The 24,028-nt window shown below is 68.4% G+C and carries 16 protein-coding genes; all 16 read left to right on the plus strand.

The features are described from left to right. Positions 1-111: 111 nt before the first annotated feature. The 16 genes from tssF (at position 112) to tagH (ending at position 24,005) form a co-directional block, all read left to right on the plus strand. Positions 112-2,004, plus strand: a complete 1,893-nt coding sequence (tssF, locus tag G369_RS0119415; protein WP_019655692.1) for a type VI secretion system baseplate subunit TssF — start codon at positions 112-114, stop codon at positions 2,002-2,004. Beyond that, positions 2,001-3,122, plus strand: coding sequence for a type VI secretion system baseplate subunit TssG (tssG, locus tag G369_RS0119420; protein WP_019655693.1), 1,122 nt, complete (start codon positions 2,001-2,003; stop codon positions 3,120-3,122). Before tssF ends, tssG begins: the two co-directional genes overlap by 4 nt. Next, positions 3,119-5,848: a type VI secretion system ATPase TssH gene (gene tssH / locus G369_RS0119425; RefSeq protein ID WP_019655694.1), complete on the plus strand. Its 2,730-nt coding sequence runs from the start codon at positions 3,119-3,121 to the stop codon at positions 5,846-5,848. The genes tssG and tssH overlap by 4 nt, the downstream gene beginning before the upstream one ends. 22 nt (positions 5,849-5,870) lie before the next feature. Beyond that, the gene (locus G369_RS39725) at positions 5,871-8,714 is read left to right on the plus strand and encodes a type VI secretion system Vgr family protein (RefSeq protein ID WP_019655695.1); all 2,844 of its coding nucleotides are present in this window, start codon (positions 5,871-5,873) and stop codon (positions 8,712-8,714) included. A 16-nt stretch (positions 8,715-8,730) separates the two neighbouring features. Continuing rightward, complete coding sequence (locus tag G369_RS0119435; protein ID WP_019655696.1) at positions 8,731-11,370, plus strand: DUF2169 family type VI secretion system accessory protein; 2,640 nt, start codon at positions 8,731-8,733, stop codon at positions 11,368-11,370. Further along, on the plus strand, positions 11,367-12,419 hold the full coding sequence (locus tag G369_RS0119440; RefSeq protein WP_221404281.1) for a pentapeptide repeat-containing protein: 1,053 nt from the start codon (positions 11,367-11,369) through the stop codon (positions 12,417-12,419). Before G369_RS0119435 ends, G369_RS0119440 begins: the two co-directional genes overlap by 4 nt. Before the next feature lie 42 nt (positions 12,420-12,461). Further along, positions 12,462-13,091, plus strand: coding sequence for a DUF3540 domain-containing protein (locus tag G369_RS0119445; protein ID WP_026346501.1), 630 nt, complete (start codon positions 12,462-12,464; stop codon positions 13,089-13,091). A 9-nt stretch (positions 13,092-13,100) separates the two neighbouring features. Further along, positions 13,101-13,496, plus strand: a complete 396-nt coding sequence (locus tag G369_RS0119450) for a DUF4150 domain-containing protein (protein WP_019655699.1) — start codon at positions 13,101-13,103, stop codon at positions 13,494-13,496. 58 nt (positions 13,497-13,554) lie between these two features. Further along, a complete protein-coding gene (locus G369_RS0119455) occupies positions 13,555-15,933 on the plus strand; it encodes a type VI secretion system Vgr family protein (RefSeq protein ID WP_019655700.1) in 2,379 nt (792 codons plus the stop codon). 30 nt (positions 15,934-15,963) lie between these two features. Beyond that, positions 15,964-16,458, plus strand: a complete 495-nt coding sequence (locus tag G369_RS0119460) for a DUF6484 domain-containing protein (RefSeq protein ID WP_019655701.1) — start codon at positions 15,964-15,966, stop codon at positions 16,456-16,458. Between the two features lie 15 nt (positions 16,459-16,473). Next, positions 16,474-17,601, plus strand: coding sequence for a DUF2169 family type VI secretion system accessory protein (locus G369_RS0119465; RefSeq protein WP_019655702.1), 1,128 nt, complete (start codon positions 16,474-16,476; stop codon positions 17,599-17,601). Beyond that, positions 17,598-18,641: a 3-oxoacyl-ACP synthase gene (locus G369_RS0119470; protein WP_019655703.1), complete on the plus strand. Its 1,044-nt coding sequence runs from the start codon at positions 17,598-17,600 to the stop codon at positions 18,639-18,641. The genes G369_RS0119465 and G369_RS0119470 overlap by 4 nt, the downstream gene beginning before the upstream one ends. 10 nt (positions 18,642-18,651) lie before the next feature. Then, the gene (locus G369_RS0119475; protein WP_019655704.1) at positions 18,652-19,800 is read left to right on the plus strand and encodes a PAAR-like domain-containing protein; all 1,149 of its coding nucleotides are present in this window, start codon (positions 18,652-18,654) and stop codon (positions 19,798-19,800) included. A 14-nt stretch (positions 19,801-19,814) separates the two neighbouring features. Beyond that, the gene (locus tag G369_RS0119480; protein ID WP_026346503.1) at positions 19,815-20,702 is read left to right on the plus strand and encodes a hypothetical protein; all 888 of its coding nucleotides are present in this window, start codon (positions 19,815-19,817) and stop codon (positions 20,700-20,702) included. A 10-nt stretch (positions 20,703-20,712) separates the two neighbouring features. Continuing rightward, positions 20,713-22,008 carry a TIGR02270 family protein gene (locus G369_RS0119485; RefSeq protein WP_244164355.1) on the plus strand — a complete coding sequence of 432 codons (1,296 nt, stop codon included), beginning with the start codon at positions 20,713-20,715 and terminating at the stop codon, positions 22,006-22,008. Positions 22,009-22,271: 263 nt separating this feature from the next. Further along, on the plus strand, positions 22,272-24,005 hold the full coding sequence (tagH, locus tag G369_RS0119495; protein ID WP_019655709.1) for a type VI secretion system-associated FHA domain protein TagH: 1,734 nt from the start codon (positions 22,272-22,274) through the stop codon (positions 24,003-24,005). The last annotated feature ends 23 nt before the right edge of the window (positions 24,006-24,028 follow it).

Genomic DNA, 24,028 nt, shown 5'->3' on the forward strand with positions numbered 1-24,028 from the left:
GCCCCCCGGCTTTTCACTGCGCTGCGCTTCGTGTAATTCGCCACCCCCCGAGGGGGAGGCGCGGCCCGCCTTGGGGCGGCCCGGCGGCGGCCGCCTTCCCGGAGTGAAGTGATGGACCCCAGACTGCTGAGTCTGTACGAACAGGAACTGCGCTACTTCCGCGAAAGCTCATCGGAGTTCGCGCGCGCATTTCCGAAGATCGCGCATCGGCTCGGCATCGAAGGCCAGGAGGTGGCCGATCCGTACGTGGAGCGGCTGATCGAGGCCACTGCGTTCCTCTCGGCGCGCGTGGGCCTGAAGCTCGATGCCGAATACCCCCGCTTCACCGGCCACCTGCTGGACATCGTCTATCCGCACTTCCTCGCGCCGACGCCGGCGATGGTGGTGGTCTCGTTCGCGCCCGACCCTGACGACGCCAACCTCGCCACCGGCCCGAGCCTGCCGCGCGGCAGCGGGCTGCGCGCGCGGCAGGCGGTGGGGCAGAACACGCACTGCGAGTTCCGCACCGCCAGCGCCCTGCGGATCTGGCCCGTCGAGGTGCAGCGCGCGCAGTACTTCACCTATGCGCCCGACCTGCCGCTGAACACGCATCCGCAGTCGCGCGCCATCCGCGGCGGCCTGCGCATCGTGCTGCGCGCCACCGCCGGACTGGACTTCAGCCAGATCGCGCTCGACGACCTCGTGCTGCACTTCGGCGGCGCGGAAGACGTGGCCTGGCAACTGCACGAGTGCGCGCTGGGCCAGCCCATCGGCGTGCTGGTGCGGCCGCTGGGTCCGGGCGGCGCGCTGCAGGGCACGCCGCGCAGCCTGCCGCCGAGCGCCATCGGCGCGGTCGGCTTCGAGGACGACGAGGCGCTGCTGCCAGTCACCGCCACCGGCTTCTCTGGCTTCAGGCTGCTGCAGGAGTACTTCGCGTTCCCGCAGCGCTTCCAGTTCGTGCGCATCGGCGGGCTCAAGGCGCTGCTGGCGCAGATGCCGGTGGCCGAGGTCGAGATCGTGCTGCTCTTCTCCCGCGGCGACGCGGCCCTCGAGAAGCTCGTGAGCGCGGACAACGTGCTGCTGCACTGCGTGCCCGCGGTGAACCTCTTCAGCAAGCGGCTCGACCGCGTGCCGCTGAACGAGGGCGTGAGCCAGTTCCACCTGGTGCCCGACCGCACGCGGCCGCAGGACTTCGAGGTGCACACCGTCACCGAGGTCATCGGCCACGGCACGCCGGGCGCCGATGCGGCGGCGGCCGAGCAGCCGTTCCGGCCCTTCTACTCGGCCTTCCACGGCAGCCGCCTGAGTCATCCGGCCTACTTCACGGTCACGCGCGAGCCGCGCATGCTGTCGGTGCGCCAGCGCACCGAGGGGCACCGCAGCAGCCACATCGGCTCCGAGGTCTACATGCAGATCGTCGATCCGCAGCAGGCGCCGTACGCGGCCACGCTGCGGCAGCTGGCGGTGACCGCGCTGTGCACCAACCGCGACCTGCCGCTGCTGATGCCGCTGGGCCGCGAGAACGACTTCGACTGCGTCGATTCCTTCCCCGTGCAGCGCGTGCGCATGGTGCGCGGGCCATCGCGGCCGGTGTCGCCGGTGGTGAGCCAGGGGCTGGGCTGGCGCGTGGTCGACCACCTCGCGCTCAACTACCTGTCGCTGTCCGACAGCACGCCGGAACAGGGCGCTGCCGCGCTGCGCGAGACGCTGATGCTCTACGCGGTGCACGCCGACGAGATGCGCCAGGGCCAGGTGCGCGGGCTGCTGTCGGTGAAGTGCAAGCCGGTGGCGCGCCGCCTGCCGATGAAGGGGCCGATCGCCTTCGGCCGCGGTCTGGAGGTGACGCTCGAAGTCGACAAGGACGCCTTCCACGGCCACAGCAGCTTCCTCTTCGGTGCCGTGCTGGCGCGTTTTCTCTCGCGCCACGTGGAGGTGAACCATTTCGTCGAGACCGTGCTGCGCATCGCGGGCAAGGGCGAGACCATGCGCTGGAGGCCGCTGTGCGGGACACGGCAGATCCTGTGACCGCTGCCGGTGCGCCCGGCACGGCCCGCGCGCCCGAGCAGGGCGGTGGCACCGTGCAGTCCCGCGTCGATGCGGCGTTGCGCGGCTGGTCGGCCGAGCCCTGGGCCTTCGACTACTTCGCGGTGATGCGCCGGCTCGAATCGGTCGCAAGGACCACGCCGCGCTGGGGCCGCGCGCTGCTGCCCGGCGCCGAGCCGGTGCGCGTGGGGCAGGAACCGTCGCTCTCTTTCGCGCCGGCGAGCTTCAGCCGCTTCGAGCCCGCGACCGCGCATTCGCCGCCGCGCCTGCGCCAGCAGTTCTTCGGCTACATCGGCCCCAACGGGCCGCTGCCGGTGCACCTGAGCGACTTCATCCGCGAGCGCAGCCTGAACCATGGCGACCCGACGTGGCTGGCCTTTCTCGACAGCTTCTCGCACCGCTTCTCGCTGCACTTCTACCGCGCGTGGGCCCAGTCGCGGCCCGCGGTGGCGCTGGACAGGCCGGGCGAGGACCGCTTCCGCCTGCAGATCGGCGCGCTGGTGGGCATCGGTGCACCGGGGCGCGTGGGGCGCGACGAGATCCATGACGACGCGCGGCTGCACTTCTCGGGCTGGCTCGCGCGCCGCGTGCACAACGTGGAGAGCGTGGAGTCGGTGCTGTGCAGCTACTTCGGCGTGCCGGTGAAGCTGGAGCGCTGGGTCGGCCACTGGATGAGCCTGCCCGCAGGCGAGCTCACGCGGCTGGGGCAGGGCGAGAGCTCGCGTGCCATGGGCATGGGCGCCATGCTCGGCACCCGCGCATGGGACCGCCAGCACCGCGTGCGCCTGCATCTCGGTCCGCTCACGATCGAGCAGTACCGCATGTTCCTACCCATCGGCGATGCGCGCCCCGTGCTGCAGCGCTGGATGCAGCAGCTGCTCGGCGACGAGCTCGAGTGGGATGCCGAGCTCGTGCTCGAGAAGGCGCAGGTGCCCGCCACCCGACTGGGCGCGGCCAAGGGCAGCGCGCCGCGCCTGGGCTGGGTGTCGTGGCTCGGCGAGCGCAGGCGCTCGCGCGACGCCGCCGACGTGCGCATCGCCAGCCAGTCTTTCAACAAGCCCACCTTCATTCGTCCAGAAGAGATACGGAGTCCCTCATGAGTGAAATCAGCCGCACCGCCCTTTTCGGCAAGCTCAACTCGCTGGCCTACAAGGCCATCGAAGGCGCCACCGTGTTCTGCAAGATGCGGGGCAATCCTTACGTGGAGCTGGAGCACTGGTTCGCGCAGCTGCTGCAGGCGCAGGACTCCGACCTGCACCGCGTGATCCAGCACTACGGCCTCGACGTGTCGGTCATCGCCAAGGACATGACGGCCGCGCTCGACCGCCTGCCGCGCGGCGCCACCGCCATCAGCGACTTCTCTCCGCACATCGAGAACGCCATCGAGCGCGCATGGACCTACGCCACCCTGCAGTTCGGCGAGGCGCAGGTGCGCACCGGCTACCTGCTGGTGGGCATGCTGAAGACGCAGAGCCTGCGCAACCCGCTGTTCGGCCTGTCGAAGCAGTTCGAGAAGATCAAGGTCGAGGACCTGTCCGACAACTTCGCGAAGATCTGCGACGCCTCGCCCGAGGCGCAGATGCGCGCGCAGGACGGCACCGGCATGGGCAGCGGCGCGCCCGGCGAGGAGTCCGACGCGATGGCGCCGGCCGCCATGGGCAAGGGCGATGCGCTGAAGAAGTTCGCGGTCGACCTCACCGAGAAGGCGAAGAAGGGCGAGATGGACCCTGTCACCGGCCGCGACGAGGAGATCCGCCAGATCGTCGACATCCTCATGCGCCGCCGCCAGAACAACCCGCTGCTGACCGGCGAGGCCGGCGTCGGCAAGACGGCCGTGGTCGAGGGCTTCGCGCAGCGCCTGGCGCGCGGCGACGTGCCGCCGCAGCTGAAGGACGTGAAGCTGCTCACCCTCGACATCGGCCTGCTGCAGGCCGGCGCGAGCATGAAGGGCGAGTTCGAGCAGCGCCTGCGCCAGGTGATCGACGAGGTGCAGAGCTCGCCCACGCCCATCATCCTTTTCATCGACGAGATCCACACGCTGGTGGGCGCGGGCGGCGCGGCCGGCACCGGCGATGCGGCCAACCTGCTCAAGCCTGCCTTGGCGCGCGGCAACCTCCGCACCATCGGCGCCACCACCTGGGCCGAGTACAAGAAGTACATCGAGAAGGACCCGGCGCTCACCCGCCGCTTCCAGGTGGTGCAGGTGCCCGAGCCCGACGAGACCAAGGCCATCCTGATGCTGCGCGGCGTGGCCAGCGTGCTCGAGAAGCACCACCGCGTGCAGCTGCTCGACGAGGCGATCGAGGCGGCCGTGAAGCTGAGCCACCGCTACATTCCCGCGCGCCAGCTGCCCGACAAGGCCGTGAGCCTGCTCGACACCGCCTGCGCGCGCGTGGCCGTGTCGCAGCACGCCACGCCGCCCGAGGTGGAGGACTGCATGCGCCGCATCGAGGGGCTGACGGTGGAGCAGGAGATCATCGGCCGCGAGGAAGCCATCGGCATCGACGTGACCAAACGCGCCGCGCAGGTGGCCGCGCTGCTGGCCGAATCGAAGGTGCAGCTCGATGCGCTGAACGCGCGCTGGCAGGAAGAGAAGGGGCTGGTCGACCGGCTGCTGGAGCTGCGCAGCAAGCTGCGCGCGGGGAACAAGCCGGTGGACTCGCCGCAGGCCGAGGGCGGGGCGAAGGCCGACGTGCCCCCGCCCCAATCCTCCCCCAGCGGCGGAGGGGGCGAAGACCGTGCCGCGCTGCTGGCGGAGCTGCACGAGCTGCAGGCGAAGATCCACGCGGTGCAGGGCGAATCGCCGCTCATCCTGCCTTCGGTCGACGAGCAGGCCGTGGCCTCGGTGGTCGCCGACTGGACCGGCATTCCCGTCGGCCGCATGGTCAAGAACGAAGTCGAGGCGGTGCTCAAGCTCGCCGACACGCTCAACCAGCGGGTGATCGGCCAGAAGCACGGACTGGAGATGATCGCGCGGCGCATCCAGACCTCGCGCGCGCGGCTGGACAACCCGCAGAAGCCCATCGGCGTGTTCATGCTCTGCGGCACCTCCGGCGTGGGCAAGACCGAGACCGCGCTCGCGCTGGCCGAGGCGCTGTACGGCGGCGAGCAGAACATCATCACCATCAACATGAGCGAGTTCCAGGAGGCGCACACCGTCTCCACGCTCAAGGGCGCGCCGCCGGGCTACGTGGGCTACGGCGAGGGCGGCATCCTGACCGAGGCTGTGCGCCGCCGTCCCTACAGCGTGGTGCTGCTCGACGAGGTGGAGAAGGCCCACCCCGACGTGCACGAGATCTTCTTCCAGGTCTTCGACAAGGGCTGGATGGAAGACGGCGAGGGCCGGATGATCGACTTCAAGAACACCATCATCCTGCTGACCACCAACGCCGGCAGCGAGCTGGTGATGAGCATGTGCCGCGACCCCGAGCTGCTGCCCGACCCGAATGCGCTGGCCGATGCGCTGAAGGCGCCGCTGATGAAGGTGTTCCCGCCCGCACTGCTGGGCCGCATCGTCACCATTCCCTACTACCCGCTGTCGCCGGACATGATGAAGAAGATCGTGCGGCTGCAGCTGGGCCGCATCAAGAAGCGCGTGGAAACCAACCACGGCGTGCCTTTCGAATACAGCGACGCGGTGGTCGACCAGGTGGTCGCGCGCTGCCAGGACCCGGAGTCGGGCGGGCGCGTGATCGACGCGATCCTGACCAACACAGTGCTGCCGACGATCTCGGTCGAGTACCTGCAGCGGCTGGCCTCGGGCGGCGAGATCCGCCGCGTGGCGCTGGATGTGAAGGACGCGGACTTCACCTACGCCTTCGATTGAGATCCCTCCCCAAGAGAAAAAGATGGCCGACAACGAGTTCCGCATCGAGAGCGATTCACCCGCCAAGGACGACCTGATGTTCTGGCGCATCGTGGGGCACGAGGCGCTGGCGCGCCCGTCGGCCTACGAGCTCACGGTGCTCTCGACGAACAAGGCCATCGACGCCAAGGACATCCTCGGGCATGCCTTCGACGTGGTGATCGGGTTCAAGGATGCCGACGGCGGCAGCCACGAGCGCCACTGCCAGGGCCATGCGGTGCGCTTCGTGCGGTCGGGCCACATGGGGCGGCACTATGAGTACCGCATCACGCTGCGCTCCTGGTTCTGGCTGCTCACCAAGCGCAGGAACTCCCGCATCCTGCAGGAGAAGAAGGTGCTGGAAGTGCTCGACGCCGTGTTCGAGGACAGCCCCATCAAGCGCTTCAAGAAGACCAAGGCCGACAACGTGGTCGGCACCCACAACCCACGCCGCTACTGCGTGCAGCACCAGGAAAGCGACTACGGCTTTCTCTCGCGCCTCCTGGAGGACGAGGGCATCTACTACTGGTTCGACGCCCACGACGCGCCCGGCACCATGCATCTCTCGGACGCCAGCGACATAGCGCACGAGAAGCTGCCGGCCGCCGACACCCTGCGCCACATGGCCCTCAACGCCGCCGAGCCGCGCTTCAACGAGATCTCGCGCTGGGTGAGCGGGCGCCAGTTCGATACCGGCAAGCATTCGTCGCGGGACAGCGACTTCAAGGCGATCAAGAAGAAGCTGGGCTCGGACATCGACGCCTCGGCGCCGCACGAGCTGGCAGGCCTGGAAATCTTCGAGTTCCCCGGCGGCTATTTCACCGGCGACGATGCCGAGAACCGCGCCAAGCTGCGCGGCGACGAGCTCAATGCGCGCCGCGACCGCCACTGGGCGATCACCACCTGGCCCGACGTCACCGCGGGCCGCGGCTTCACGTTCGAGGGCGATCCCGACGGCACGCGCAACGGCGACTACATCATCGCGGCATGCACCTTCGTCGCCAGCCACAGGGGCTACGAAGGCGTCAGCGCGGCAACGGTGGCGCAGCCGGTGCGCAGTGCGCTGGCCGAGGCGCTGCGCGACGACGCCGTCAACGCCGACACGCTGCAGGTGCTGGAGGAACTGATCGCCGCCACGCCGGCGCTGCATGCCGCGCAGACCGGCAGCAGCGCCTTCCTGCTCACGGTGATTCCCGCGGACCGGATGTTCCGCACGCCGCGCCTCACGCCGCGCGTGACCATGCCCGGCCCGCAGACCGCCATCGTGGTCGGCCCCAAGGGCGACGAGCTGCACGTGGACGACCACGGCCGCGTGAAGGTGCACTTCCTGTGGGACCGCTACGACGAGAGCAACGAGAAGTCGACCTGCTGGGTGCGCGTGTCGCAGCCCTGGGCGGGCAAGGGCTGGGGCGGCTACTTCGCGCCGCGCATCGGGCAGGAGGTGATCGTCGACTTCCTCAACGGCGACCCCGACAGGCCGGTCATCGTGGGGCGGGTCTACAACGACGACCAGCCGATCCCGTACAAGTCGCCCACGCAGAGCGGCTTCAGGACGCGTTCCACGCCCGGCGGCGGCGTGAACAACTACAACGAGATCATGTTCGAGGACAAGAAGGGCAGCGAGGCCCTGAACATCCACGCCGAGAAGAACATGGGCACCGTGGTCGAGAACGACCAGAGCCTCACGGTGCAGAACGACCGCACCGTCACCGTCGAGGGCAAGGAAAGCTACACGGTCCTCAAGACCCAGATGAACCACGTGGTCAAGGCGCAGACCAACAAGTTCGACGACAACACCTTCACCACCACCCTGGGCAACCAGACCATCGGCACCAAGGGCACGCAGAGCACGGTGGTCAACGGCGCTGTGTCGGTGCACACCAACGCCACGTATGCGCTGACGAGCGTGGGCGCGTATTCGCAGACCTCGCAGTCGATCACGATCAACTCGGTGGGGGCGGTCAACCTGACATCGGGCGCGAGTGTCGCGATGGCCTCCGTCGGTGCGATGAAGATGACCACCAACGCCGACCGCACCGACGCATCGGCCGGAAGCCACAGCATCTTCTCCAACGCGATCAAGGCGGTGTCGAACTCCGACCTGAACCTGATCGCCGTGGGCAACATCAACGCCACCTCGGCCGGCTCCAACACCACCGTGCTGGGCGCCAACTCCAGCGGCTACATCGGCGTGAACAGCGAAGCCAACATGGGGATGGCGCGCTCCACCTTCATGGGCCTTTCCATCGACACCATGATGGGCCTGAGCATGGCTTCCTGCCTGGCCCTGCAGATGGAGACGGCGGCGGCCCTCAAGCTCGGCTTCGCGGGCGTGGACCTGAGCATCTCCCCGGTGGACGTGGAGCAGCGCCAGGCCAAGGTCATCATGCCGGGCGGTGGTGCCGGCGGCGGCGCGGGCGGAGCATTCGCCATGGGCGCTTCCATCGGAGCCGCGATCGGCGCGGTGGCGTACTCGGCCGTGTCCTCGGTGGTCGACGTCAATGCGACCTACGAGCAGTACGAGAATGCATCGAAGGCGCTGAACGAGGCCGCCGAACAGGCGCAGGCCCTCGGGCTCAGCAGCCTGTCGGCGCGGCTGGCGGCGGCCAAGTCCATCACCGACGCGCGGCGCGACCGGGCCTGGTACAACCCGGACAACATGCGGCTGCATTCCGATCCGGCCGATCGCGCAGCGGCTTTCACGACCGACGGCAATCCGCAGAGCGCGCCGGTCAATGCGGTGTCGGGGCCCGCGGCACCGCCCGGCAGCACCGTGCCGGCGCCGCCGATGCCGGTTTCGACCCCCGCCGCGGCCGGCAGCCAGCCGCTGCCCTCGGCGCCCGAATAGCAGGGGCACGCGCGAGATGCACATACAGAAGCCGAACACCGCCGCGCTCAGCTTCAGGCCGATCGAGTACCGGTCGAAGGCCGGCCTGTGCCTGAGCACGATGCTGTTCGTTCCGATGTCCGAGTCCATCAGCCTGCTGCGCGAGCAGTCGATGTGGGACTGCGTGTCGAAGCTCATGGCCGTGCCGCTGATCGACGAGGGCGTCGCCAAGCTGACGCCCGAGTTCCTGGTCGTCGGACGCGTCCATGCCGCCGATCCGAAGGCGCGGGGTGCGGTGGCGCGCGTGCGGCTCGGTACTGCGGCCAAGTCGGTGCTGGCCTTTTCGCCGCGCCACTGGGACGGCGACCGCGTCGTGCAGTCGGAAACTTACCGGCCCGTGGCGCTGGACTGGGCCAACGCCTATGGCGGCCCGGGCTTCGCGGACAACATGCAGGGCATGGGCGCGGCGCCTGTGGGCGGCGTGCACCTGCTGCCCCTGCTGGAGCTGCCGGATTCGCGCATCAGCGCCCCGGGCGACGTGGTGCGGCCCGCGGGCTTCGGCGCGCTGGACCTGATGCACCCGCAGCGCGCCGCGCTGCGCGGCACCTACGACGACAGCTACCTGAAGACGCATGCACCTGGCTTTCCGCCCGACGTCGACTGGCGCCACTTCAACATGGCGCCACGCGACCAGTGGCTCGATGCTCCCCTGCGCGGCGACGAAGCCTTCGCGCTGGAGAACATGCACCCTGCCAAGCCTTTGCTGCAGGGCAAGCTGCCAGGCCTGAAGGTGCGGGTGTTCGCCAACTACCGGCTTCCTCCCGAGCAGGCTGCTGCGCATGCCGATGCGCACAAGCTCAAGGAAGTGCCCATGCGCCTGACCACCGTGTGGTTCTTCCCTGAGGTCGAGCGCATGGTGCTGGTCTGGCACGGCCTGGCCGAAGTGGCCGAGTACGACGGCACCGACATCGCGCACCTGATGTGCGCCGTCGAGCGCCTGGGCGAGCCGCGCGGCGACACCCACTACGCCGAAGTGCTCGCGAAGCGGCTGGACCCGGTGCACGGCGGCATCGAGAGCCTGAACGATGCCGACCTGCTGCCCGAGGGCATCGATACCACCGACCCGGATTTCGAGCAGGCCAGCGCCGTCTTCAAGATGGACGGCCTGCAGGGCGATGCACAGTTCCGGCGCGCCGAGATCGACGTGGCCCTGGCGCGCGAGAAGGTGATCGCCAGCGGCAAGGACCCCGATGCCATGGGCCTGAAGGCGCCCGTGCGCGAAAAGCCGCCGAGCATGGGCGAGCTGCCCGCGTACATCAAGGCCAAGCAGAAGGAGGCCGACCAGCAGCACTGGGCCGCGGTGGACGACATGGTCACCCAGCTCGAGAAAGTCCTGCGCTTCGAGGACGAACACCAGGTGAAGCTGGCTGACCTGGTGCATCGCGGGCCGCCGCTTTACACCGCCGACGCCCATCTCGCCGAACTCAAGGCGCAGGGCGGCAGGCTGCCGATGCCCGAGGCGCAGCTGCTGGCCAGGCTGCGACAGAAGGAGGGCGCCGAGCGCCTGGGCTATCTGCAGTCGGCCCACATGCAGCCGCCCGCGCATCCCCTGAAAGGAGAGCAAGGAGCGGCGCGCAGGCAGGAAGCGCAGTGGCTCGCGGAACACGGGCACCGTACCCTGCCGTGCATCGACCTCACGGGCGTCGATCTCTCGGGCTTGGACCTCAGCGGCTTCGACTTTTCCGGCGCATGGCTGGAGAGCACCAACCTGCGCGGCGCCAACATCTCGGCCTGCAACTTCACAGGCGCGGTGCTGGCCCATGCCGACATGCGCGACTGCGTCGCGGTGGCATCCGACTTCACCGGCGCGAACCTGGGGCGTGCGAAGCTGGCCGGCGCGGTGTTCGACCGGGCCAACCTGGGGGGCGCCATGCTGATGCACACGGCCATGGCGAAGACCCAGATGCGCCACGCCAGCCTGGCCGGCGCGAACCTGCTCGAAACCACATGGGGCAGTGCCGACTGGGGCTGCGCGCAACTGGCAGGCGCCGTCTTCTACAAGCTGGACCTGCAGGGGCTCGACCTGCGAGAAGCCGACCTGAGCGGGGCGAGCTTCATCGAGTGCGATGTGCGCGGCGTGGATCTCTCCGGTGCCAGGCTGCAGTCCGCGAGCTTCGTCACCTGCATGCTGCAAGGTGTGCGCATGGTCGGCGCGCAGGCCAGGGGCGTGGTGTTCACCAAGGGCACGGTGCTCGACGGGCTGGATGCCGGCGGCGCCGACATGAGCGGTGCCAACCTCGGGGAGTGCAGTGCGGTGGGGCTGCGCGCCCCCCGGGCCACGCTCGATGCCGCGAATCTCGGCATGGCCGACCTGCAGGGTGCCGACCTGCGGCTGGCCTCCGCCAAGGGCACGCTCTTTCGCAAGGCGCGCTGCACTCGCGCTCGCATGGCGGGCACCAACTGCCAGGATGCGATCTTCTCGAATGCCGACCTGATCGGTGCGGACTTCCGCAAGGCCAACCTGTTCGCCGCCGATCTCACGCGCGTGGCCCTGAGCGGCGACACCCAGTTCGAGGGCGCGCTGATCACGCGCGCGCGCACGTGGCCGCGGCTCACGCCCGAGCAGCAGGCACTCGCCGCGGCCCGCGGCGAAGCCCGAAGCGGAGGTGCGCCATGAGAGTGAGCGCCGAACTCCTGTCGCTCGGCGCGGGCCTGGGCGAGACCTTCGAGGCCCAGGACTTCAGCGGCGGCCACTATGCCAAGGCCTTTCTTGGCGGTGGCATCTTCACGCGCTGCACATGGGGCGGCGCCGACCTGCGCGAAGCCGATGCGCGCGAGACCGTGTTCGACCAGTGCGACCTGCGAGGCAGCCTCCTTGCCGGCGCCAACCTGCGCCATGCGGTGTTCAACCGCTGCAAGCTGGACCATGCGGACTTACGCGGCGCCAACCTGCATGCCGCCACCTTCAACGAGTGCGACCTCGCGCATGCGCAGTTCGGCGATGCATGGATGAGCATGGCCAAGCTGCACGCCTGCGCGCTCGACCATGCCGGCATGCAGCGCGCGCAGCTCGACGCCACCGTGCTGTCGAAGAGCAGGCTGATCGACGTCAACGCCGACCAGTCGCACTGGACCCACACGGTCGTGAGCGAGTGCGATCTGGACCGCATGACGTGGACGGGGGCGCCGATGACCCGGGTCGTGTTCTCCAACGTGAGCCTTAAGAACAAGCAATTCGCTGGCGGCAGCTATGCGTCGTGCCAGTTCTCGGGCTGCGACATGAGCGGCAGCAGCTTCGCTGGCGCCCATCTCGCGCAATGCAACTTCCAGGGCAGCACCCTGGAAGGCTGCGACTTCAGCGAGGTGGATGCGCCGCAAGCCGTCTTCTGCGAAGTCGTCGGCGAGTCGGTGCGGTTTCGCAAGGCCCGGCTGCAGCAGGCGCTCTTCACGCAGGCCGTGCTGCCCGGCGCCGACTTCGCGGCCGCCCGCCTGCATCAGTGCCACTTCGCGAAGGCCACGCTGCCGCGCGCGCTGTTCGTGCAGGCCGACTGCACCTACGCAGACTTCAAGCATGCGGACCTGCAGGGCGCCGACCTGCGGGAGGCGACGCTGTTTCGCACCGTCTTCCATGGCGCGAAGCTGCAGGACGCGCAGTTCACCGACCGCACCCAGGCGCTGGGCACCGACGCCGATCTGGCCCGCTCCGAACAATGGGCGCCCGCCTGAGCGGCCGCACCGCCTGCAACCGATCACCTCGAGCCACATCCCATGAGCACCACCACCCTTTCCACGCGACGTTTGGCCTCCGCGCCGCACAGGCCCGCCCCCCTCCAGGCCGGCTGGCACCGCGCCCTGGTGCGCGAGCTTTCCCCGCAGGCGGTCTCGCTGCGCGTCGGCGAGCGGCAGGTCCAGGCGCGGCAGGCCTTCAGCTGCCTGGTCGCATTGCAGGAGGGAGACAGCGTCGCCGCGCTGCTCGACGACCAGCAGCAATGGTGGGTGATGGCCGTGCTCGAGCGCGGCGGCGCGCAGGACGTGCGCCTGCAAAGCCGCGGTGCGCTCGAACTGCACGCCGAACGCGTCGGCATCGATGCGAGGGACACCCTGTCGCTGGCTGCGCCCCAGGTGCGGCTGAACTGCGAACAGGCCGATGCGATGGGCGAGCGCCTCAACCTCGTGGGCAGCGCCGTCAAGGCCATCGGCGCAACGCTATCGACGCTTTTCGACCGCGTTCAGCACCGCAGCCAGCAGCACATGCGCAGCACCGAGGGCCTGGACCGCACGCAAGCTGGGCACATGGAGCTGCAGGCGCAGCAGCTGCTGCAGATCCACGGCGAACACACCTTGATCGACGGCGAGAAGCTGGTCAAGGCGCGCGGCGCGCAGATCCACCTGGGCTAGGGGCACGTCATGTTCGCCAACACGCAGATGATGGGCACCGACATGGGCTTTCCCGACGTGTGCCTCACGCCCACGCCGGCCGGCCCGGTGCCCATCCCGTACCCCAACATCGCGATGGGGCCGATGGCCATTCCGAACTGCCCGACCATTCTTTTCATGTGCACGCCGGCGCACAACCTGGGCACCACCATACCGATGACCAATGGCGACAACGCGGGCGTGAACATGGGCGTGGCCTCCGGCTCGGTCATGGGGCCCTCGCGCCATCTCACGGGCGCGTTCACGGTGCTGCTCAACGGCATGCCCGCCACGCGCCTGACCAGCGTATCGCTGCAGAACAGCACCAACTGCCCCGGCGTGCGCGTCGTGCCGAGCCAGGCGTTGGTGCTGTTGCTGGCGCCATAGAGGAACCGAAGCAAAGAGGCTGCGCCGCCGTACAGGCGCATGGGGGAGAAAGCCGAAAATGGCAGACAAGGAGTTCCGAATCGAGAGCGACTCGCCCGTCACGGACGAGCTCATGTTCTGGCGCATCGTGGGTCACGAGGCGTTGGCGCGCGCGTCGATCTACGAGCTCACTGTGCTGTCGGAGAACAAGGCCATCGATGCGAAGGACATCCTCGGCCGGGCCTTCGACGTCGTCATCGGCTTCGAGGATGCCGACGGCGGCACGCACGAGCGCCACTGCCAGGGCCATGCGGTGCGCTTCGTGCGCGCGGGCCATGCCGGGCGCTACTTCGAATACCGCTTCACGCTGCGCTCGTGGTTCTGGCTGCTCACCAAGCGCAGCAATTCACGCATCCACCAGGAGAAGAAGGTGCTCGAGGTGCTCGACGCGGTGTTCGAGGACAGTCCCATCAAGCGCTTCAAGAAGACCCGCACCGACAACGTGGTCGGCACGCACAAGCCGCGCCGCTACTGCGTGCAGCACCAGGAGAGCGACTATCAGTTTCTATCGCGCCTGTTGGAAGACGAAGGTATCTATTACTGGTTCGATGCGCACGACGCGCCGGGCACCATGCACATGTCGGATGCCAGCGACATGGCGCACGACAAGCTGCCCGCGGCGGACACCCTGCGCTACGTGCCGAGCGACTCGGCCGAGGCGCGCTTCAACGAGATATCGCGCTGGGTCAGCGAGCGGCAGTTCGACACCGGCAAATACGCCTCCACCGACAGCGACTTCAAGGCGATCAAGAAGAAGCTCGAGGCGGCCGGCGGCACGCCCGACAAGCACGAGCTGGCCGAGTTCGAGGCCTTCGAATTCGCGGGGGGCTACTTCAACGGCGGCGATGCCGACGACAAGGGCAAGCTGCGCGGCGAGGAGATCGGCGCGCGCCGCCAGCGCCACTGGGCGCTCACACCTTGGCCCGACGTGGCCGCGGGCCGCAGCTTCAAGTTCGAGAACGACCCTGACGGCACGCGCGACAGCGACTACGTGATCGCCGCCTGCACCTTCGTCGCGAGCCACCCGGGCTATGAAGGCGCGGACATCGAGGAGCCGCGCGTGCCACCCACGCGGCTGCTGCGCGAGGCGCTCGCCGACGATGCCGTGCTGGCCGGCACCCTGCCGGCGTTCGAGGCGATCGCCGCGCGCATGCCGTCGCTCGACGCCGGCCGTCCGGGCGCCAGCGCCTTCCTGCTCACGGTGTTCCCGGTCGACATGCCTTTCCATCCGCCGCGCCTCACGCCGCGCGTGGTGATGCCGGGGCCGCAGTCGGCCATCGTCGTGGGCCCGTCGGGCGAAGAGATCCACGCCGACGACTTCGGCCGCGTGAAGGTGCACTTCCACTGGGACCGCTACGACAAGAGCAACGAGAAGTCGACCTGCTGGGTGCGCGTGTCGCAGCCCTGGGCGGGCAAGGGCTGGGGCGGGTACTTCTGCCCGCGCATCGGCCAGGAGGTGATCGTCGACTTCCTGAACGGCGACCCCGACCGGCCGCTGATCGTGGGCCGCGTCTACAACGACGACCAGCCCATTCCGTTCGGCACCCACACGCAGAGCGGCTTCCGCACGCGCTCGACGCCCAAGGGCAGCGCAGCCAACTGCAACGAACTGCGCTTCGAGGACAAGAAGGGCTCGGAGCAGGTGTACCTGCACGCCGAGAAGAACCAGGACATCGAGGTCGAGAACGACGAGACCCACTGGGTGGGCCACGACCGCACCAAGACCATCGACCACGACGAGACCACGCATGTGAAGCACGACCGCACCGAGACGGTCGACAACAACGAAACCATCACGGTGCACGGCCAGCGCACGGAGACGGTGGACAAGAACGAGACCATCACGATCCACCAGAACCGCACGGAGACGGTGGACCAGAACGAGACCATCTCCATCGGGCAGAACCGCACGATCACCGTCGGCGCGAGCGAGACGGCCACCGTGGCGCTGCAGCGTACGCACACGGTGGGAATCAACGAGACCATCACCGTGGGGGCGGCGCAGGAGATCACGGTGGGGGCGATGCAGGCGGTGACGGTGGGGGCGAGCCAGACGATCAGCGTTGGGGCGAATCAGTCGAGCAGCATCGGGGCCAATCGGTCGGTGGATGTTGGGGCGAACCTGTCGACCAACGTGGGCGCAGATGAATCACGCAGCGTGAGCTCGGGCCGGACCACCAGCGTGAGCAAGGACGACTCGCTTTCCGTGGGCAAGAACCTCGTGATCGATGCGGGCGATTCCATTTCCATCACCACCGGCAGCGCGAGCATCACGATGAAGAAGGACGGGACCATCGTGATCAAGGGGAAAGACATCACGATCGATGCTTCCGGAAAGATCAACCAGAAGGCCGGCGGGAACATTCTCATGAAGGGTTCGAAGATCCTTCAGAACTAGGCGCGGGCGAAGAAATTCAAGGAGAGAACCATGAGCGGCAGGGATTCGATCGAGCAAGAACTCAGGACGGAACTGGATGAGCCGACGGCCATCGCGCTCTGGAATTCCGTGACGACCGCGGAGCTGGTCGCCATCGCAGACGAAGGGCAGACGCCGCTCGTCATGCTCGGGGGGCGTCCCGGCACGACCGCGGTGCGTGCGCGCAGCGTGGTGGACCTGCACGGCGCCCATATCGGCCGACAGGTGGTGCTGATGTTCGAGAACGCCGATCCGGCGCGCCCGATCGTGATCGGCGTGCTGCGTGGCGCGCAGGGGTGGCCGCTGCCGAATGCGCCAGCACAGGTGGAAGTCGATGCGGATGGCGAACGCATGCTGGTGAGCGCGAAGGACGAGCTGGTGCTGCGCTGCGGCAAGGCCAGCATCACGCTCACGAGGGCCGGCAAGGTGCTGATCCAAGGCAGCTATGTGTCGAGCCGCTCGACGGGCGTGAACCGGATCAAGGGTGGTTCGGTGCAGCTGAACTGAGCAGGAAGAGGGTACGTGGAACTCCTCAATGCCACCCGCATGGTCGCGGGGTTCAACCTGGGCGTCGAGCCGAGCGGAAGGGAACTGCTCGTGGTGGTCGCCAAAGGCACCTTCCGCATTCCGCCGCCCGACGCGCCGGACGGCATCGTGCTGCACGAGGCGCAGCTGCCGCTGGTAATGGCCGATACCTTCACCGGCGCACCCGGTCTGTCGGCGCCGGTCTACGAAGTGGACTTCGCGCCGCGCAAGCCGCGCTGCGACATTCTTTTGCTGGGCAGCGCGTACGCGCCGGGAGGCCGGCCCACGTCGCGCGTCGAGGTGGGATTGCGGGTCGGCAACTGGAGCAAGACCTTCGCGGTGGTCGGGCCGCGCCAGTGGGAATGCGGAATGGCTGGCGTCGGCTCGACACCGCCTGGCGTGTTCGTGCGGCAGCCGATCTCGTACGACGTGGCCTTCGGCGGCGTCGACCTCCTGCATGAGGACCCGGCCCAGCACGCCGCCTTCATGGCCAACCCGGTCGGCCGCGGCTTCCATAGGCATATGCGGGTGGAATGGGTCGAGGGCCGGCCGCTGCCGGCCACGGAGGAAATCGATCACGCCGTACGCGCGCCTGACGGCAACTACCGGCCCATGGCCCTCGGACCCGTGGGGCGCGGATGGGATCCGCGCCATCGCTTTGCCGGCACCTACGATGACGCGTGGCGCCAGAAGCACTTCCCCTTCCTGCCACCCGATTTCGACGAGCAGTATTTCCAGGCGGCACCGCTTGACCAGCAGGTGCCACTCGACCACTTCCGCAACGGACCGGTCGAGGTGCTGATGGCCAACCTCACACCCGATGGACTGACGCGCCTCACCATTCCTCACCTGGTGGCGCCGGTGCACGTGTTCACCCGCGATGGCGAGCGCGAGGACCACATGGCCACGCTAGACACAGTGGTCATCGAACCCGACGAGGGACGCTTCAGCCTTACGTGGCGCATGACGCGGCCGTTGAAAAAGGACATCTTCGAGGTCGCGCAAGTCATGGTCGGCAAGAAAGGGCGCGAATGGTGGCAGCAGCGCGATGCCGTGCCCTTCCCCATTCCCGTGATCATGGTGCCGATGGTGCCGGACGACGAAGAACTGGACGAGGTCGCATGAGCATGCCGACGTCAGCCATTTGCATCCGGCGCACGGGTCTCGTCACCAGCGTGGGGTTGAACGCGGCCGCATCCTGCGCGGCGGTCCGCGCCAAGGTCACCAACCCGAGCGAGACGCGCTTCATCGATTCGGAGGGCGAGCGGATCATGGCGCACGCCGTGCCGCTGGAGAAGCCATGGCGCGGACGAGCCAAGCTGGTCCGCATGGCCGCGCTGGCGTTGCAGGAGTGCCTGGCCGGCGTGGCGCGCGAGCGATGGGACGAAATCCCCCTGCTGCTTTGCGTGGCCGAGCACGAGAGGCCGGGGCGCTTGCAGGGGCTCGACGATCTGCTTTTCGAAGAACTGCAGGATCTGCTCGGGGCCCGCTTCTCGGCGGATTCGCTCGTGGTCGCGCACGGCCGCGTGAGCGTGGTGGTGGCGCTTGCGCAGGCGCAGCGATTGATCGGCGGCGGCGTGCCGCTGGTGCTCGTGGCCGCCGTCGACAGCCTGCTCGAGTGGCCGACGCTGGGGGCATACGAACGCGGCAATCGCGTGTTGACGGCCGGGAACTCGAACGGCTTCATTCCCGGCGAGGGTGCGGGGGCGTTGCTCGTGGGTGTCCCCGGCGGCCCGGGCGTCGAGGGGTGCCTGGTGTGCGCGGGCATTGGCTTCGGCATCGAGAAAGCGCACATCGACACCGAGGAGCCGTTGCGCGGCGACGGCCTGAGCGCAGCCATCGAGGCGGGGTTGGCGCAGGCCGGCTGCGGCATGCACGACATCGATTACCGCGTCACCGACCTGTCGGGCGAGCAGTATTACTTCAAGGAGGCAACGCTCGCGCTTGCGCGTACGTTGCGCCAGCGCAAGGAGAGCTTCGACATCTGGCATCCAGCCGAATGCATCGGCGAGGCGGGAGCCGTGGCCGGAGTCGCCGCGCTGGCCGTGGCGGATGCCGCCGGCCGCCGCGGGTATGCGCCGGGGCCGGCCGTGCTGGTGCACATGGCGAACGATGCGGGGCAGCGGGCCTGTGCCGTGATGCGCTTCGAAGAGGCCGTGGCGTGAGGAGCGCACGATGAGCAACAAGGTCTTCGCCAACGCCTTGGAGATCTCGTGCAAAGCAGCGAGCGGAAAGACCATGTGCGCCTTTCCGGACGTTTGCTTCACTCCGCCGCAGACGCCGGCCACGCCGCCGGGCGTGCCGCTTCCGTATCCGAACACGGGCTTCTCGTCGGATACGACCGACGGCTCGACCAGCGTCGAGATCTCGGGCCAGCAGGTGATGCTCAAGAACAAGAGCTACTTCAAGCGAAGCAGCGGCGACGAAGCCGGCTGTGCTCCCAAGAAGGGCCTGGTCACGAGCACCAACATGGGAAAGATCTATTTCTCGCGCTGGTCGATGGACGTGCTGGTGGAGGGCGAGAACGTGGTGCGCCACCTCGACATCACCACGCACAACCACAGCTCATATCCGGGCAACGAGTCGATTCCCTGGCCGCACCTGGAAACGATGGCGCCCGGCGCGGCCAAGGCGGCATGCGACAAGGAGGTCAAGCGCGAGAAGGCTGCCTGCAAGGATTTCAAGAAGCAGGGCACGAAGAACGTGTGCGCCGCCGCCGGCATGAACATCGGCATCAAGAAGCAGCGGGGGCGCGGGGCGGACTGGAACAAGATGTCGCTCGACGCCATCAAGGGCAAGGAGGCTGCCGACAAGTGCTTGCGCGCGCGCAAGTGCAGGCTCGTACCCTACAACGCGCAGAAGGACGGCGTGAAGGGATGCTGCCCGAGCCAGACACCCGATCACGTCATACCCAAGAGCTCCTTTTACACAGCGGCAGTCTCCAAGGGCAAGAAGCTGCCCGGCTGGAAGAACTACAAGATGAGCGCTGCGCCCTGCATGTGTGCGGAGGGGCCGAGCAACACCGAGGGCAGCCATGGGCTGCGCCATGCGGCGCACAAGTTCATGGGCAAGAAGGTGGGGGCTGGGACGACACAGTCCTTCGCCAAGGAGATGAACCTCTGCGTGAAGAGCGCGCAGAAGGTGTTCAAGTCGTCCAACTGCAGCAACAAGTGCCTGAAGGCACAACTCACCGAGGGGCATAAGGACATGTGCTCTAAGGACCTGAAGGACGCCGAGGTGAAGCATTCGCCTTCGGGGTCCGACGTCGCGAGCGAGGCGGCTCTGGATCCGCTCAAGGCGCTGGGAAATAAGAGATCCCGCTGAAAAGGAGAGCGTACATGGCACAACGGCTGGGACTGTCGAAGGACAACCTAATATCGCGAGGCGCAGCGCGCTTCAAGGACCTTGTCTATCTTGCGCTCCAGGATAAGAAGCTCCAGAAGAGAGGCGTCTCCCATACGCGTCTGGGCAGCGTGGACGAAGGGGAGATCGCCAATGTCAAGGATCTCGCATGGCGTGCGGCCGGCATCTGCGTTGTTCGCAAACCCGCTGAGAAACTCGTCGTCGTCTCCGGCGACGGCCAGGTATTTACCTACGTAGGTGGGCAAGAGGGCAGCGAAAAAATCAGGGATGCCTTCGACTTGCGCGCCTGTGCCGCCATCGACGGACACGCCTATGCCTGCGGCATGAACCGCGAGGTGTTCAGGCGCGCAGGAGAAGGAAAGTGGACCGCCATGCACGCGCCGGCCGCGGAAGGTGACGACGAGGTCGCCGGTTTCGAGGCTATCGACGGCTTCGGCGCGGACGACATCTATGCCGTGGGCTGGGAAGGCGAGCTATGGCATTGGCAAGGCAGTGCCTGGGCCCAGGGGCCGAGTCCGGTCAACGTGGTGCTCAGCGGCGTGTGCTGCGCCGGCGACGGGAATGTCTACGCCTGCGGCCAGGCAGGCACGCTGCTGCGAGGCCGCGGGCAGGACTGGGAGGTGCTCGAGACAGAGGGGCTCATGGACGACTTCTGGGACCTGCGCTGGTTCATGGGCCGCCTGTACGTGGCGAGCATGAGCGCGCTGTACGAACTGCAGGGCGATGCTCTCGTGCCGGTCGACTTCGGCCGCGATGCTCCCGACAGCTGCTACAAGCTCACCGATGCGGAGGGTGTGCTGTGGTCGGTCGGGCAGCAGAACATCTGCTCGTTCGATGGTGGCGCCTGGCGCCGCTGGGAGTGAGGACGAGGCCGTGAGCATCGCCGCATCGAACAACACGGAAGGCATGGCCCTGAACAGGCCCGTGCCGGCCGTCGTCGCGCAGCATGCGGAGGAAAGTGCAGTGCTCTTCCATGTGCGGACGCGGACGGTCGATGCGCCTCATGTGAGGCTGCATCATCTGCGCCGCCTGGACGACCGACTGGCCGCGCATCTGGATGGTCTTGCCGTGGCAGGCGCGTATGGCGCACATCTGTGCGCGACGGCGCTGGCCACGCCTGGCCCGGGTGAACTCTTCGCAACCACCGCGCTGGCGCTCGACACGCACGACAGCCCTTGCCTCGACAAGGTGCTGGCGCTCGCGCATGCCTTGCCGGAATGCCGCCCCGGCGTGCTGGCTGCCTTCGCATGGGCTTCGGCGCCGTCGTTGCGCGGCATCACCGGCGGGCTGCTGGCTTCTCCTTCGGCATTCCATCGCATGGTCGGTATCCTGGCCTGCGGTGCGCATCGCGTAGATCCGGGCGCGCCGCTGGTGGCGGCACTGGACGACCCGGACAGCTTGTTGCGTGAGCAGGCGCTTCGCATCGCCGGGGAGGGCGGCAGGCTGGATCTGCAGGGCGCCTGCGTGCGCGCCTTGGCCGATGAGGACGCCGCTTGCCGTTTCCAGGCTGCGCGTTCGGCGGTGTTGCTCGGCGACCGGCATGCAGCGATACGCGTGTTGCACGAGGAGACGGGTGCAGGCAGGCCGCACCGGGCGCACGCCATGGGGCTGCTGCTCAAGCTCGCCTCGCCCGAGCAGGCGGTGCCGATCCTGAAGTCGCTGTTCGAGTCACAGGCCGATGCGCGAGAACTGATCCGCAGCCTTGGCACGAGCGGCGATCCGCGCTGGGTGCCTTGGCTGATCGACAGGATGGAGGATGCTTCCCTGTCGCGCCTGGCCGGCGAAGCCTTCACGCTGATCACCGGCCTCGATCTCGCGGAGCACGATCTGGAGCGCAGGACGCCCGAAGGCATCGAGACCGGTCCGGCGGACGATCCGGCGGACGACGAGGTTGCCATGGACGAAGACGACGGCCTGCCCTGGCCCGACGCGGGAAAGGTCGCCGATGCATGGGCCGCCCGGGCGCCGGAATTTCCGGAGGGCGTCCGCCACTTCATGGGAGCGCCACCGTCGTGGGACCATGCCATCCAGGTGCGCGCCCGGGGTTGCCAGCGGCAACGCCGGGCGGCCTCGGAATACCTGTGCCTGCTGCGGCCCGGCACGCCGCTGTTTCCGACTGGAGCTCCTGCGTGGCGCCAGCAGCGCTGGCTTGCCGAACCCGAGGTCTGAGCGTTCATGCGTGTCCCGTACATCCTCGCGCTCCTGGCCTTAGTGTTCGCTGCCGCGGCGGCCCTTCGCTGGATACGCAACCCCAGACGCCCCGGCCCCGCCACCCGCACCTGGCTCCTCATCGCCGCCATCTTCACCGCCGTCGCAGCCTGGCTGCAATGGCATACCTCTTAAGGCGAGATTGCCAACATGCCCCACGGAATGAATACTCCCTGCGAGTTTGTTCGGGCGCATTCAGGCACAGAGCCTTCGGGGGCCGATTCATGATCCACATCGCTGTCATCACCCGGCAAGGCGCTCCGGCGGGGCAGTCCATCGCCGCGGACTTCGGCCCCAATGGCGGCACCATCGGGCGGGCCGATACCAACACGCTGGTGCTCGACGATCCCGACCGCACGGTGTCGCGGGTGCATGCGCAGGTGCTGTGCCGCGACGGGCAGTACTTCGTCATCGACCGGGGCAGCAACCCGATGCAGTGCAACGGCGTGTCGCTGGGCTCGGGCAAGGAGGCGGCGCTGACCGACGGCGCGCGGCTGGTGGTGGGCAGCTTCGAACTCACGGTGCGCGTGACGGCGGCGGCACCGGCTGCCGGTGCCGCGCCGCAGCCCGCGCTGGCCATTCCCGAGACGGTGCTCGGTGCGTCCTCGGGTGCGCCTTCGGGTGCTGCGCCGTCGAGCGACGATCCCTTTGCGGACCTGCTCGCCGGCCTTGCGCCTCCACCTGCGCCGGCCGCACCGGCCGCGCCCTCCAGGCCGGCCGCGGCATCTCCCGCGGCCGCGCTGCCCGATTCGCTGCTCTTTCCCGATCCGATGGAAAGCGGCTCGCGCAACGTGCAGGCCGCGCAGGTCGACCCCTTCGCCAACCTGCTCGGGCCCGCGCCGTCGTCGACGCCGGCGGCGGGCCTCGGCGCGCTCGATGATTTCTCCGATCTCGGTGCGCCGCCTGCGAACGGCAAGGCGGCGAACATCGACGAGCTTTTCGGCGGCATGGGCGGTGGCGGCGGCATCGGCGGCGATCCGCTCGCGCTGTCGCCGCTGGCCGATCCGCTGCTGCAGCCGAACACCGCGTCCAACGCCGATCCGCTGGCGGCCCTGCAGCAGGCTGCGCCTCCCACGCCGACGCCGCGCCCCGACCATTTGCCCATCGACCAGTTCGGCTTCACGCCGCCCAAGGCGGTCGAGCCGCCGAGACCGCCTGCGCCGCCGCCGGTGATGGCGCCCGCACCGTCACCGGTGCCCATGCCCGCGCCGCCGCCGCTGCCGCAGTTCGACGACATGACCGGGCAGCCGATCCGCATCAGCGGCCCGGAGGGCTCCGGCAGGCCGCTGGAGCCTTTGAAGCCTCCCGCTCCGGCACCCGTTGCCCGCTCGGCTGCGCAGCAGCCGCCGCCCGAGCGCATGGCCAGCGACGACGAACTGCTCGCGGCCTTCCTGCGTGGCCTCGCAAGCACGCACCAGCCGCCGGAGATGCTCACGCCGGGCCTGATGGAGCGCATCGGCTCGATGCTGCGCAGCGCCACCGAAGGCACGCTGCAGCTGCTGCTCACGCGCCAGGAGTTCAAGCGCGAGGTGCGCGCCGAGGTCACGATGATCGCGGCGCAGGCCAACAACCCGCTGAAGTTCTCGCCCACGGTCGAGGTGGCGCTGGCGCACCTGCTGGGCCCCGGCGTGCGCGGCTTCATGCCGCCCGAGGCCGCGATGCGCGATGCCTTCAACGACCTGCGCGCGCACCAGTTCGGCGTGATGGTGGGCATGCGCGCGGCGCTGGCCCATGTCATCGCGCGCTTCGAGCCGGCGGAGCTGGAGAAGAAGATCAGCGCGAAGACCGCGCTCGACGCGCTCTTCAGCGCCAACCGCAAGGCCAAGCTGTGGGACCAGTTCGTGTCGCTGTACGGCGGCATCGCGAGCGAGGCGGAAGACGACTTCCACAGCCTCTTCGGCAAGGCCTTCCTCGAGGCCTACGAGGAGCAGATGGCGCGCCTGAAGTCCGACGCCTGACCCGCCCGGCCACAGGAACAGGC

The organism is Variovorax atrisoli 110B (assembly GCF_000382045.1).
GTDB classification, from domain to species: domain Bacteria; phylum Pseudomonadota; class Gammaproteobacteria; order Burkholderiales; family Burkholderiaceae_C; genus Variovorax; species Variovorax atrisoli.

Bases quoted from the DNA above. Each gene is read 5' to 3' on its own strand.
- tssF (WP_019655692.1), top strand. From the start codon at position 112: ATGGACCCCAGACTGCTGAGTCTGTACGAACAGGAACTGCGCTACTTC.
- tssH (WP_019655694.1), top strand. From the start codon at position 3,119: ATGAGTGAAATCAGCCGCACCGCCCTTTTCGGCAAGCTCAACTCGCTG.
- G369_RS39725 (WP_019655695.1), top strand. From the start codon at position 5,871: ATGGCCGACAACGAGTTCCGCATCGAGAGCGATTCACCCGCCAAGGAC.
- G369_RS0119435 (WP_019655696.1), top strand. From the start codon at position 8,731: ATGCACATACAGAAGCCGAACACCGCCGCGCTCAGCTTCAGGCCGATC.
- G369_RS0119440 (WP_221404281.1), top strand. From the start codon at position 11,367: ATGAGAGTGAGCGCCGAACTCCTGTCGCTCGGCGCGGGCCTGGGCGAG.
- G369_RS0119445 (WP_026346501.1), top strand. From the start codon at position 12,462: ATGAGCACCACCACCCTTTCCACGCGACGTTTGGCCTCCGCGCCGCAC.
- G369_RS0119450 (WP_019655699.1), top strand. From the start codon at position 13,101: ATGTTCGCCAACACGCAGATGATGGGCACCGACATGGGCTTTCCCGAC.
- G369_RS0119455 (WP_019655700.1), top strand. From the start codon at position 13,555: ATGGCAGACAAGGAGTTCCGAATCGAGAGCGACTCGCCCGTCACGGAC.
- G369_RS0119460 (WP_019655701.1), top strand. From the start codon at position 15,964: ATGAGCGGCAGGGATTCGATCGAGCAAGAACTCAGGACGGAACTGGAT.
- G369_RS0119470 (WP_019655703.1), top strand. From the start codon at position 17,598: ATGAGCATGCCGACGTCAGCCATTTGCATCCGGCGCACGGGTCTCGTC.
- G369_RS0119475 (WP_019655704.1), top strand. From the start codon at position 18,652: ATGAGCAACAAGGTCTTCGCCAACGCCTTGGAGATCTCGTGCAAAGCA.
- G369_RS0119480 (WP_026346503.1), top strand. From the start codon at position 19,815: ATGGCACAACGGCTGGGACTGTCGAAGGACAACCTAATATCGCGAGGC.
- tagH (WP_019655709.1), top strand. From the start codon at position 22,272: ATGATCCACATCGCTGTCATCACCCGGCAAGGCGCTCCGGCGGGGCAG.